This is a genomic window from Thalassobacillus pellis (assembly GCF_016908295.1).
In the GTDB taxonomy this organism is placed as follows: Bacteria; Bacillota; Bacilli; order Bacillales; family Halobacillaceae; genus Thalassobacillus; species Thalassobacillus pellis.
The window spans coordinates 568,003-580,947 of sequence record NZ_JAFBDO010000003.1 but is presented as its reverse complement, the minus strand read 5'-3'; the positions used below and the strand labels follow the sequence as shown (position 1 = coordinate 580,947).

The following is a 12,945-nucleotide window of genomic DNA, read 5'->3' as shown; positions in this document are numbered from 1 at the left end:
CGTTTCTAGAACCATACTTATTTCCCAGCCTCATTCTTTTTCTACGTATTCATCTAAAAATCGCTGGATATCATCCATACCGAATCCTTTCCGGTATAAAGCTGCTTTAATTTTTTGTTTTAATTCATACCCCTCAGCTTTCCGTTCATACTTTCGCAAGAGCTTTTCCCCCTGATAAACAACTGCCTGCCATTCCTCTTGCTCCTTTTCTTCTGCAGGAAGATTTGCAAGCACCTCCTGAATGACATCATTCTTGTAACCTTTTTGCATCAATGTCTGCTGTAGGGCTTGAATTTGCTGCCGATATGACTTTTTACTATCCGTTTGCATTTTTTTCTGAGCGAATTTCATCGCTTTCTCATATTGTTGACTAAAAGGGAAGTGTTCTAATGCCTGTTCTGCTTTTTGGGCAGAAACCCCCTTTTCCATTAAGCTTTTCTTAATCATTAACGGACCTTTGCTCGATGTGTGGATACTGCTTCTGACCACGGAATTTGCGAATTCCTGGTCATCTAATAGTTTTTCCTCATAAAGACGTTTGATAATCACTTCAACTTGTTCGTGATCTGTTTCTTTCTTTTCCAGGTAATCACGCATTTCTTTTTCCGAACGCATTCGATAGCTTAAATAATTGATTGCGAGGGAAAAGGACTTATGAAGGTCGTCTTTTTCAATTAGGGCTTCGATCGTAGGCATGTCCAGTTCCATACCTTTATGAAGAGCTTCTTTGACTAACAGATCTTCAGAAACACTGAATCCATACGATTCTCCTTGCCCATGATCCAAAAATATATTAAATCGTTGTTTGTTTTTCTTCTGAGTAGTTATCCGAGAGATTTTTGCCATATACGTCACCTCTCCCTCATTTTAGCATGCTGTTGTTTATAATTCGTTCTTTGGGACTGATTGATTAATATTATTTAAACAAGGAGGAATTTTCCATGAAAATCGCTATTACAGGCGGCACTGGCTTTATTGGCAGCCGATTGGCGGACAACCTTAACAGCCAAGGCCACCACGTCTATATCCTCACTCGCAATCCAGATAAATATGAGAATAGTGAATACCGGACTTACGTTGGCTGGTTGAAGGATGAATTTACCCCCGAAGCACAACTGAGTGACCTAGATGCCATCGTCAATCTTGCCGGTGAATCCATCAATGGCAGATGGACGAAAAAAAAGAAACAAAGCATCCTGGACAGCCGTATCGAAGCTACAGAAGGAATTTTACAGCTCATTGAAAAATTGGATAAAAAACCAGAAGTATTGGTTAATGGCTCGGCAGTAGGATTTTATGGTAATTCGGAAACGGAGGCATTTACAGAAGAAACCACAACACCCGGGGACGGTTTTCTTGCTGAAGTGGTCAGTGAGTGGGAATCCCGTGCGGCGCAGGCGGAAAAGCTCGGAGTCCGGACCGCCTTTCTACGCTTCGGTGTGGTCCTTGGTGAAGAAGGTGCATTACCGAGAATAGCCATTCCTTACAAGCTTATGGCAGGTGGCCAAGTCGGCTCCGGAGAACAGTGGATGTCCTGGATCCATGTCGATGACCTCATCGGCCTGATTGAATTTGCCCTGACTAATAAACATGTCACAGGCCCTGTCAATGCTACAGCGCCAAACCCAAAACGAAATAAAGACTTCGGACAGATACTCGGAACTGTGCTTGGAAGGCCCCATTGGCTGCCTGCACCTGCTTTTGCTGTCAAGACAGTCCTGGGTGAAATGAGCACACTCGTACTAGATGGACAGCATGTACTGCCGAAAAAGGCAGAAGAGCTCGGATACAGATTTCAATATCCAGAATTAAAACAGGCACTTGAAGAAATTTACGTCACCTCTGCTTGACCCTTCAAGAAAATATATTTTCACGGGCCTATACCCTGCAATACTTCTTTCGAGTATAATAGTAATAATTGAATTATAGAAAGGCACGAACAGAATGCAAACAATCATTACGAACGTTCATATCTATCCAGTCTCTTCTTCCCCGATCAGGAACGGAGAATTGGGTATTAAAGACGGTAAAATAATAGCTATCGGCAGTAACTTGAAAAAGTCTGAGAATATAGAGTTGATTGACGGGAAAGGTATGATGCTTTTCCCAGGATTCATAGACGTCCATACCCATATCGGGCTATATGATGAAGGAACAGGCTGGGCAGGCAGCGATGCAAACGAAACAATTGAAGCAATGACTCCTCATCTTCGAGCGATGGATGGGGCACACACATTGGACCCGGCTTTTCTTGATGCTGTCCAGGCTGGAGTGACCTCTGCCCATATCATGCCTGGAAGTGCTAATATCATTGGCGGTATGACCTCCGTCATAAAAACCACAGGTAAAAATATTGAAAACATGCTTTTGCGTGATACAGCCGGGCTAAAACTCGCTCTCGGTGAAAACCCGAAGCGTGTTCATTCCACTTCCAGGAATGATTCCATTACCAGACTTGGAATCATGGGAATGCTTCGGGAAACTTTTTACCATGCCAAACACACCGATCAGCCAGAAGAACACCGTGTCGCTCCAATCGTTCGGGCATTAAAAAAGGAAATACCAGTCCGTATTCATGCACATCGGGCTGATGATATTATCAGCGCTATCCGCTTCGCAGATGAATTTGATCTTGACTTACGCATTGAACACTGCACGGAAGGACATATGATTGCAGAAGAGCTTGCAGACAGAGGTTTACAAGTTTCCGTTGGCCCGACGTTAACCAGGCGTTCAAAAATAGAACTCAAAAACAAAACTTGGAATACTTATCGGGTTCTGACAGATCATGGGATTGATGTTTCAATCACAACAGATCATCCATACACCCCCATTCAATACTTGAATCTCTGCGCTGCCCTCGCAGCACGCGAAGGTCTTGCTATTGAAAAAGCATTGGAAGGAATAACAATTCTGCCGGCAAAAAACCTTGGGGTAGACGACCGTGTCGGTTCGATTGAAGTGGGTAAGGATGCTGATCTCGTTCTTTGGAACGGCCATCCTTTCGAATTCATGTCCAAACCTATATGGACAATGATTAATGGAAAAATTATCTATAAAGCATGATTAGAAAAAACAGGCTGCTCATCTGAACAGCCTGTTTTTTCTATTGTTTATTCCTATGACATTCTGGGATTTGTTGCATTTGTTTTCTCCTTTTTTTCTGCCTTTTTTGGTGCGGAAGTTTTTTATACGGTTAGAAAGTATAAAAAAACTAAGGCATTCACGGAAGGTCGAATGAACGCGATTTTTTTATAAAAAATTTTCGATTTGCCTATTTTCTTTTTTAAAAAAATCGATTATGATTAGCTCAATGAGCATGTTAAAAATCTTTGATTTTCTAAGATGCGGAGTAAGGGAAGGCAAATGGTGCGCCACCAGTTAAACTGGTTCTAGTGGGTTCGATTCCCACCCCGAATTTTTGTGAGCAATTGATAAAAATTCGAGGGTGGTCGCGTCCACTGTAAGATCCCTTACGAGACACGACTGCCCTCCTTATAAGATAAGGAGGGTTTTTCATGTTAAAAAAGCGTGATTTGCATGAAGTGCCGGTATTGTTTGAGTTGATGAGCCACCCTGAAGTCTTTCCCTTTGTACGTCATAAAGCTTATTCGACCGATGAGTTTTACTTTTTGACCAAACAGACAATGGAAGCGGAAGAACAAGGGGAGCTTATTTCAAGAACAATTCTGGATGAATGGCAGCAGCCGATTGGCACCATCAACTTATTCGATATTCAGGATAACAAAGGCTTCCTTGCGACATGGATCGGGCAGCCCTTTTTCGGTAAAGGTTATAATCGGCCAGCCAAGGATGCATTTTTTGAGGAATTGTTTTTCCAGCTTGGTATCGAAGCGATTTATATGAAAATCAGACGCACCAATCCTCGTTCCATGAAAGCTGCACTCAAACTTCCCTATGTGGCACTCGCAAATACAACTTACCCGGAGGTATATGAGCATATTAACGAAAAAGAAAATGTCTATGACTTATTCGCTATTACCAGGGATCAATATATGTTCCATTATTATCGTGAGGAAGACTCCGAGGAAGTACTCGAGGCTTAAGTGTTGTCCGCTTAAGTCTTTTTTTTTATTTTTTGGAATCCCCTTGTTTCATTAGAATAGACAATTGGAAGATTGGACACTTTAAACAAAAAGGAAATATGGAGGCGAGACTACATGAAAAATACTTCTCAAACACTGCGTGCTGCAAAAGGATCATTGTCTAAAACTCAGGAATTATTATATGCCAAAGAATTCAAGAAAGCTGACAAAGCATATAACCAGTCGAAAAAATCATAGGATTAAGTTCCTTTAGTTAGGGTATATAATTTTATAACAACCTTTGTTGACTATCATCAAGGTTATCCACAATTCACAAGGACAATGTTCATAAACTGCTTTAACGCCTGATGTATCGACCTCCCCTATGTTGATAAATGTGTGCATGGAAAGCTTTTATGTTTTGTGGATAATGTTGATAAACTTGTTGATAGTTCATGTATAAAGGGTTAAGTATGTGGATATAACTGTTTATAAGTGATTGTCTCACTGAATACTTTATGTATTGATTCCTCCCCTGAAAATGAATCAATTGGAGACAATCGTCCTTGGCCGCTAGCCCTTTTCATAAGGACTAGCGGTATTTTTTTAATAATGATGGTTTCTAGGAATTTTGATTTCAGGTGTGCCATATACCCCAGGTGCTATTTCATATTTGTTGAACATGAGAACAAGCTGATCGTCCTCCAAATAAAATGCTGTATCCGGACGTACTCCTTTGAATTCCTCGATAAAATAACTATCCGCTTCCGCTTCCATATGTTTCGTTACAGCCTCATTTATTTTACTTAAATCCATCACATCTGTTAAGGCGATTAATTCCGCATCCGACTGGTTATAGAAATTGAGCGATTGGACTTCCCCGCTGAAGGTATTTCCGCGGGATATGTTTTTAGTCATTAAAACGGAATGAAAATTGTTGTTGGTAATGATCTTGGATTCTCCATAATACAATATCGGAAAACCGCTGCTTCCTTCCGCTTCTTTTTTGACCTCCGAGATGCTCGTTTCGACTCTTGCTTCTACCAATTTGTTCAGTTTTTCCTGGAATTCTTTGTCTTTCAGCTTTTTGAATACGGGGTACTCTATATGAATTTCGAATGAATCACTGACTTCATCAACCCTTTTCATTTCATACAGCCCTACATCATTCGCCTGAACCTCGATATGATTGAGTGAAAGCATCATGAACAAGTTCATTGCCGTAAGAATAGCGATTCTTCTTGTAACTTGCATATGTGTGCCTCCTTCCTTTTTTGTTAGTTTCTCCTAAATAAGATAAGTTATCGCCAAAAAATGCCTTGTATTTTTTCTAATTTTTGCTATTATTAAGTACAATTTCATTATTTGGGGGAATGCATGATGATTAGAAAGATAACTGCCAGTGACCATGACTCCTGCATGGCCCTGGTCAATCAACGGCCGGCAGAAAATTTATTCATCATCGGTGATATCGAGGCTTACGGATATGAGCAAGATTTCCAAAAGCTTTGGGGAGAGTTCACAGAGGACGGAAAGCTAAAAGCAGTACTTCTAAAGTACTATGGAAATTACATTGCCTATGCGGATGACTCATTTGATGGTAAAGAATTCGCTGAAATTATGGAGAAAGACGAAACTTTTTCTGTATTATCCGGTCTTAAAGAAATCACCAGCCAGATCATTCCCCACCTTAAACGGGAGATGAAGGAAAACAGATCCTTATATTATGCCAAGTGCAATGATTCAAGTAAACTTGAGGGTCATTCATTAGTAGCAGAGGTGAAACAAGCAAGCATAGAAGATATCCCGGCAATTGTTGATCTTCATCGCAAAACTCCTGAATTTGAGGTAAGTGATTCCCAACAGGAGGGCATGGAGAGAGGTATGAAAAAGGGAGTTGCCCGCACCTTTTTTATCGACCAAGGGGGCAGAATAGTGTCAGCTGCTTCCACAACGGCGGAAAACAGCCTGTCTGCTATGGTGGTCGGTGTGTGCACATTGCCTGAATACAAGCGGAAAGGCTATGCCTCCGCTTGCATGATTAAATTATGTCGAGAGTTGCTTAATGAAGGGAAAGCATTGTGCCTGTTTTATGATAATCCAGATGCAGGTAATATCTATAAACGCCTTGGATTTGAAGACATTGGAATGTGGATGATGCACACCTTTGAAAAAGAAGCTAAAGTCCCTGGCTGATACCAGCAATACTATGATGAGGCTGGGACAAAATTGAATAGAGCATTAGAAAAACTCGCATTCACTTGTCCTTTAGTTAATGCGTTTAGTTTTTCTTATACTTGGTACTTTAAAATTTTCACTACGTCGAAAAAATCCTTTGCAAAATTTTATACTTTCTAAATGTATAAAATAATCCGAACGATTTCGTTGAAATCGTTCGGATTATTTGTGTATCCAATACCTTCGCTTCGTCCAACACTTCGCTTTCCGTGGGAACTGCCTAAAGCCTTCTTGGTCAAGAAAATCGCTTAACCAAGTGGATCTTCGGCTCACGCTGTTCCCGCAGGAGGCTCCATCTTTGGCCAACGCTATTGCTATGCGTCTATATTATTCAATTATAAATGTTTTGGATACCGATGTTTTACTTATGTTCCAGCCTCATTTATTTAATGGCTACAGCGGACCACATCCACCTCCAGTACCTGCCCACCCGGGGTCTTAAGCCAAACTTCTTTGTGACAAAGAAGTTTGGCTTAAGCTGGCCTTCGGTGTGCAAGGCGCTTCCGCTTTTGTAATCAGATTTTGTCTGTTTCCCAAAGTTCAATAAGAAAAAAGGGAAAAATTGCTGTTTTCACACAAGTGCAGACCATGTTATCCTTTTTTCTGACATCATTTAACATATTAAATTAGTAAGGAGGAAATTTTATGGCAGACACGAAAAAATCCGCAGATTTTGAACCCTATGTACCTGCACATGAGAAAAAGCCAGAACTTACCATACTTTCTCTGCTTGTAGGTGCACTGCTGGTCATTATCTTCGGAGCCGCTAATGCCTATTTAGGTCTGCTGGTTGGTATGACAGTGTCCGCTTCCATTCCAGCAGCTGTCATTTCAATGGCGATTTTACGAGTTATTCTTCGTCGCCAATCCATTCTGGAAAATAATATTGTACAGACAATCACTTCTTCCGGTGAAGCACTAGCTGCGGGAGTTATATTTACATTACCTGCATTATTTATTTGGAACATGCAGCCCAGTTTAATGACGATGGGAATCATTGCAATTGCCGGCGGAATTCTTGGAGTCGTGTTAATGATCCCTCTTCGTAAAGCATTAATTGTCAATGAACACCATACGCTCCCTTATCCGGAAGGAACTGCCTGCGCAGAAGTATTAGTCGCGGGTGAAGGGCGTGGAAAAGGAGCAAAATTGGTATTCAGTGGACTAGGGATTGGTGCTGCATTCAAAATCCTTACAGATGCCGTTAAAGCATTCCCAACCCAGGTCGAATGGGCTATTTCAGGATTCAGAAATGCCGCTATCGGGATGAATGTCATGCCTTCCCTTCTGGCAGTCGGATATATCATAGGTCCTCGTATCGCAGGCATCATGTTTGCCGGGGCAGTTCTTGGATGGCTGGGATTGATTCCTTTGATCAGCTACTTTGGATCGCTCGCTACAGAGCCGATATTTCCCGGCACTGTTCCAATATCCGAAATGGATTATCATGCTGTTTGGAATAATTATTTACGTTATATCGGTGCAGGCGCAGTTGCTTTCGGCGGAATCATCGGCCTCTTAAAAACTTTACCTACGATTGCGAGCTCTTTTACCGGAGCAATGAAAGGGTTCAAACAGGCAGACATGAGCCAAGGAAAACTGCGGACAGAACAGGACATACCGTTTTCCGTTATTATCGGTTTGACGGTACTTTTGATTGGCGTTCTTGCATTCTTTCCTCAGATTGATGTGGGTATTCTTGGGGCTGTTCTCATTCTGCTATTCGGCTTCTTTTTTGTCACAGTATCAGCCCGCATCGTTGGAATTGTCGGTAGCTCCTCTAACCCAGTATCAGGAATGACAATCGGAGCCCTGATTTTTGTTTCCGTTATATTAAAAGCTGTTGGCATCACTGGTGATAAGGGAATGCTGATTGCCATAACTATTGGTGCAGTTGTATGTATTGCTGCTGCTATATCCGGGGACACTTCCCAGGACCTGAAAACCGGTTTTATTGTTGGTTCTACACCTAAATGGCAGCAAATAGCACAGCTTTATGGAATATTGATTGCAAGTATCATCATCGGCTTTATATTGATTCTACTTGATAATGCTTATGGTTTTGGTTCACAGGACCTTCCTGCCCCACAGGCTGTTCTTATGTCTCTTGTGGTTGAAGGTATTATGAGTGGAGATCTGCCATGGAATCTGATTTTAATTGGCATGGCCGCTGCCGCAACCGTAGAACTTTTCGGAATCGGTTCTCTGCCATTCGCTGTCGGGCTATATCTTCCTATTCACCTGACATCACCGATCATGCTGGGTGGAATAGTGAAGGGCTGGATTGATCGTCGTGAAACAAACACTGAAGCACGCAAACTTAAGAATGAGCGAGGTATTTTGCTTGCATCAGGTTATATTGCCGGTGAAGCACTCACAGGAGTATTCATCGCTATTGCCGTAACCGCAGGTTTTACCATGCCAACAGAAGCATTGTTTGGTCCATGGGTGGCATTAGTTGCAATGGCAATCGTTACTGCCATTTTATTCATCACTTCTAACCGAAAAGCATCATAAAAGTAACAAACAGGATTTTAAAAAACGGTCTGTATGGAATTATGTCCATACAGACCGTTTTATCTTTGTCTTCGATTTTTTAAAGTGCATGTTGCGAAAAACAACACCTTTGGAGGGTCATCTCCTCTACCTGCCACCTCGTATTCTTAAACCAAATGTCACGGTGAGGATAGGCTTAAGCTTATCGGGGGCTTCCGCTTCTTTTGAATTATTTTTTGATAAATGAGGTATCAACCAAGCCTGACAAATCCGGTTTTTCTTTCAAAAATTGCAGTTCATAAGAAGCATTCGCGAATGACTGGAGATTTTCTTCCTTTACCTTATATGTGAAATCTATCCGTTCCCAAGCACTGTCAATGACTTCCTTGGAAAGCTCTTGCTGGGTGATATCCTTGATTTTACTGATTGCAATCTCTTTTGCTTTTTCCGGGTTTTCTTTGATAAAATTAGTCGCTTCCATGTGTGCGTCCACGATATTCTGAACAAGCTCCGGATTTTTTTCAACGAGATCGCTTGCTGTCACAAAAACGGCTGCAGGCAACGTTTCACCGAATGCCACATTTTTTGTATCAACTAAAACCTTCCCATGGCCTTCTGCCTCGATTTTAGATGCCCATGGCTCTGGTACTGTTGCGACGTCCACTCGTTCACTCGCGAACAATTGCGCGTAAGTAGCCGGTTTACCTGTCACATGCTTCATTTCCCCATCAATTCGGCTTGACTTGATCCCGTACTCCCGCATCATCATCGCTTCAAATTGTACGTCATGGGTGCATCCTACACGAGGGGATACAAATGTCGTTCCACGGAGGTCTTCCGGTGAATCAATACCCGAACCTTTGCGTGCCATTATGACTGTACCACCAGTTGAACCCGCTGCTACTACGTTTATTTCAGCTCCGCTGGTGAAGTGATTCATCGCTGGTCCCGGTCCGACTAAACCACCCTGGATTTCTCCTGTTTCAAGCGCCGTCATAAATGCTGAACCATCAGGAAAGTACTTATAAGAAACCTCTGTGCCGTCTGGCAAGGTTTTTTCATATAATTCTTTTTCTTCAGCAACCATGCCTGCCACATGATTGATATTCGGGAAATACCCTATAACAACTTTATCTGTATTTTCCCCATTACTGCCGGAGGCCGAATCGCTGCTGCCGCATGCCCCGAGCACCACACTTAATACCATCACTGAAAGTAATGTAAACCATTTCTTCATATTCGCCACTCCTCTATCTATTTGATTAGTCCCCAACGTTTCATGACCTTCTTCTCTAACTTAGAAAAAATCATTTGATCGACAATGGAACCTACTACACCTACGATGATGATAATACCAATGACCTGTTCCATTACAGCAAAGTCCATGGCATAACGCAGAGAATAGCCTAACCCTGGCCCATTGCTTAACAATTCCCCTGCCATTAGGGCACGCCAGCTGAACGCCCAAGCAAGCCGTATCCCGGTCATGAAATATGGAAGACTTGCAGGGACTTCCACCTTAAAGAAAAGATCCAGTCCCTTTGACCCCATCGTCCGGGCTGCTTTAATAAACTGAGGAGGTACACTGTGTACTGCAGTTCTAACATTCAGTGCCATAACGAAAGTACCGCCCAGTACCACTACAAAAATAACAGCGGTCTCGTTCAGTCCAATCAGCATGATCGCAAGTGGTACCCAGACGATACTAGGAATGCTTTGCATGGCTATCAGATACATTCCAGCTGTCTCATCTGCCTGACGTGATTTCCCGAACAATACTCCAAGCAGCGTCCCGAATGTAATAGCAAGGGTAAGACCGATCAACAGATGCTTAAAGCTAGCTATAAGTGCTTTTATTAAAGTTCCGTCTGCAAATCCTTCAATCAGCGAGTTGAACACCCTTATAGGAGATGGAAACTGGATTTCAGGAAAGTAACCAGACATGTAAACAGCCTGCCAAATCCCAATAACAACCACTATGAACAAAATGCGCTTAATAAGTATGCTTGGCTTCATGGTCTAATTCTTCCTTCAATACTTTGTTTATTTCAACTTTTAGTAAACTCATAATCTCTTTCTCCATTTCTATGACTCTTAAATCATCCCGTTGTCTCGGACGTTCAATATCAACGGAGAAATCAGCGATGATACGACCCGGTCTTGTTCCCATGACAATGACACGATCTGATAACTTGATTGCTTCCTGAATACTATGGGTGACAAACAGGATCGTCTTCTTTGTTTCTTCAAAAATCTTCATCAATTCATCGTGCAAAATATGACGTGTCTGCTCATCCAATGCACCAAATGGTTCATCCATGAGAAGCACTTTAGGGTCCATGGCAAGCGCTCGTGCAATTGCCACCCTTTGCTGCATCCCGCCTGATAATTCATGGGGATACGAGTCCTTAAACCTGGTGAGGTGCACCATTTTCAAATGTTTTGCTGCTACTTTTTTCCGCTCATCTTTTGCAAGTTTTCCTTTTAGAGGAAAAATTACGTTATCTGTAACGCTCAGCCATGGAAATAACGCTGGCTGCTGGAATACCATCCCTCTATCTGTATCTGGCTGTGTGACTTTCTCATCTCCTAAAAAAATGGTGCCTTCTGTAATCGATTCAAGACCTGCAACCATGGATAGAAGTGTGGATTTCCCACATCCAGACGGACCAAGAATAGAGACAAATTGGTTTTTTTCAATTTTCAAATCTACGCCCGAAAAAACTTCAAAGCTCCCTTCCTGCTGGTCTTCAAAGCGTTTCGTCACTTCCTTAATTTGTAAAAACATCGCCGTCACATCCCCATATTCACAATCCCTATCATATTAGTAGGAATTAAAACTTGTTATAGATTATACATAGGAAAGTATAAATGTGCAACATCTTTTCTGATCTTCCTACTTCCCGCAGGGGGAAGCCAGTGGAGACTTGTCGTCTTCCCTGCGGAAAAGGAATCTTAAAATGTAAAAAAAGAGGCTTCCCGTAAGTCTATTTCAGACTTATGGAACAGCCCCGTTTTATAAATCTATTTTCTTAACGCATCGAGGAAATCCTCTTTCAAATCTTCAATGTCTTCCAACCCTATCGATACACGGATCAGACCATCTGTTATCCCAAGTTCCCCTCTTCTTTCTTTCGGAATGGATGCGTGGGTCATCATAGCAGGAACAGAAATCAGACTTTCCACAGCTCCCAGACTTTCCGCCAGCGTAAAATAACGGACGTTTCGCAGCACCTGGTCAGCCCGTTCACCGCTCCCGACATCAAATGAAATCATTCCGCCGTACCCACGAGCCTGTTTGTGATGGACATCATGGCCTTTGTGATTTTCAAGACCTGGGTAATAGATGTTCGTCACTTCCGGCAATTCTGATAAAAAGTCGACGAAAGCCTTTGTATTTGACTCGATTTCTTCCATACGGATTCCAAGCGTCTTGATTCCCCGCATCAACAGCCACGAATCGTGAGGTCCAAGGACACCACCAGATGAGTTCAATACGAAATGGACATCTTCCGCCAACTGGGCGGAATTAACGACAACAAGTCCGGCTACGACATCACTATGACCGCCAAGATATTTAGTCGCACTGTGCAGAACGATATCAGCTCCGTAATCGATCGGGTTCTGCCAATATGGTGTACTGAACGTGTTATCGACAATAAATGTAAAGCCTTTTTCTTTCGCAAAATTGGAGACCTTTTCAAGATCGGTTATCTTCAGCAATGGATTGGTAGGTGTTTCAATATAGATTGCTTTCGTCTTGTCGGTCACAGCCGCTTCTATTTTTTCCATATCACTTGTATCGACAAACGTCGCATCAAGACCGAAACGATTCAGCACTTTTGAAACAAGCCGGTAAGTCCCGCCATAGACATCATCTGTAAAAATGATGTGGTCTCCTTGGTTGAAGGTCATTAGTACAGCAGTAATTGCTGCCATTCCAGATCCAAAGGCAAACCCGGCATGGCCTCCTTCGATTTCCTTGATCAATTCTTCAAGGGCGTGGCGGGTTGGATTACCAGTACGGGAATATTCGTAGCCTGAATGTTTCCCAACGCCTTCCTGTTTATAAGTGCTTACCTGGAAAATCGGCATGGAAACCGCACCAGTTTTTTCATCTCCTGTGATTCCGCCATGAATCAATTTCGTTTTTCTTCTCATTACT

At 42.3% G+C, this 12,945-nt stretch carries 12 protein-coding genes; 6 read left to right on the top strand and 6 right to left on the bottom strand.

All coding sequences use genetic code 11. The annotated features are described in order from the left end of the window. Window positions 1-30: 30 nt before the first annotated feature. The gene (recX, locus tag JOC33_RS13445) at window positions 31-846 is read right to left on the bottom strand and encodes a recombination regulator RecX (RefSeq protein ID WP_205093020.1); all 816 of its coding nucleotides are present in this window, start codon (window positions 844-846) and stop codon (window positions 31-33) included. Between the two features lie 95 nt (window positions 847-941). On the opposite strand from recX, the gene JOC33_RS13440 reads away from it, so the two are divergent. The 4 genes from JOC33_RS13440 to JOC33_RS13425 all read left to right on the top strand — a co-directional run bounded on the left by JOC33_RS13440 (window position 942) and on the right by JOC33_RS13425 (window position 4,304). Beyond that, window positions 942-1,850, top strand: a complete 909-nt coding sequence (locus JOC33_RS13440) for a TIGR01777 family oxidoreductase (RefSeq protein ID WP_205093019.1) — start codon at window positions 942-944, stop codon at window positions 1,848-1,850. Window positions 1,851-1,944: 94 nt separating this feature from the next. Continuing rightward, window positions 1,945-3,066, top strand: coding sequence for an amidohydrolase (locus JOC33_RS13435; RefSeq protein WP_205093018.1), 1,122 nt, complete (start codon window positions 1,945-1,947; stop codon window positions 3,064-3,066). 452 nt (window positions 3,067-3,518) lie between these two features. Beyond that, window positions 3,519-4,067 (top strand): GNAT family N-acetyltransferase, encoded by a 549-nt coding sequence (locus JOC33_RS13430; protein ID WP_205093017.1) that lies wholly within the window; start codon window positions 3,519-3,521, stop codon window positions 4,065-4,067. A 114-nt stretch (window positions 4,068-4,181) separates the two neighbouring features. Then, a complete protein-coding gene (locus tag JOC33_RS13425) occupies window positions 4,182-4,304 on the top strand; it encodes a YfhE family protein (protein WP_205093016.1) in 123 nt (40 codons plus the stop codon). 348 nt (window positions 4,305-4,652) lie between these two features. On the opposite strand, the gene JOC33_RS13420 is transcribed toward JOC33_RS13425, so the two are convergent. Then, a complete protein-coding gene (locus tag JOC33_RS13420; protein ID WP_205093015.1) occupies window positions 4,653-5,300 on the bottom strand; it encodes a DUF3298 and DUF4163 domain-containing protein in 648 nt (215 codons plus the stop codon). Window positions 5,301-5,423: 123 nt separating this feature from the next. On the opposite strand from JOC33_RS13420, the gene JOC33_RS13415 reads away from it, so the two are divergent. Continuing rightward, the gene (locus JOC33_RS13415) at window positions 5,424-6,242 is read left to right on the top strand and encodes a GNAT family N-acetyltransferase (protein WP_338054520.1); all 819 of its coding nucleotides are present in this window, start codon (window positions 5,424-5,426) and stop codon (window positions 6,240-6,242) included. 687 nt (window positions 6,243-6,929) lie between these two features. Further along, window positions 6,930-8,801, top strand: coding sequence for an OPT family oligopeptide transporter (locus JOC33_RS13410; RefSeq protein ID WP_205093014.1), 1,872 nt, complete (start codon window positions 6,930-6,932; stop codon window positions 8,799-8,801). A gap of 208 nt (window positions 8,802-9,009) precedes the next feature. Here JOC33_RS13410 and JOC33_RS13405 read toward each other — a convergent pair whose 3' ends face one another. The 4 genes from JOC33_RS13405 to JOC33_RS13390 all read right to left on the bottom strand — a co-directional run bounded on the left by JOC33_RS13405 (window position 9,010) and on the right by JOC33_RS13390 (window position 12,941). Then, a complete protein-coding gene (locus JOC33_RS13405; RefSeq protein ID WP_205093013.1) occupies window positions 9,010-10,017 on the bottom strand; it encodes an aliphatic sulfonate ABC transporter substrate-binding protein in 1,008 nt (335 codons plus the stop codon). Window positions 10,018-10,034: 17 nt separating this feature from the next. Beyond that, complete coding sequence (locus tag JOC33_RS13400) at window positions 10,035-10,796, bottom strand: ABC transporter permease (protein WP_205093012.1); 762 nt, start codon at window positions 10,794-10,796, stop codon at window positions 10,035-10,037. After that, window positions 10,774-11,568, bottom strand: coding sequence for an ABC transporter ATP-binding protein (locus tag JOC33_RS13395; RefSeq protein WP_205093011.1), 795 nt, complete (start codon window positions 11,566-11,568; stop codon window positions 10,774-10,776). The genes JOC33_RS13400 and JOC33_RS13395 overlap by 23 nt, the downstream gene beginning before the upstream one ends. A 236-nt stretch (window positions 11,569-11,804) precedes the next feature. After that, window positions 11,805-12,941 carry a bifunctional cystathionine gamma-lyase/homocysteine desulfhydrase gene (locus JOC33_RS13390; protein ID WP_205093010.1) on the bottom strand — a complete coding sequence of 379 codons (1,137 nt, stop codon included), beginning with the start codon at window positions 12,939-12,941 and terminating at the stop codon, window positions 11,805-11,807. Window positions 12,942-12,945 lie beyond the last annotated feature (4 nt).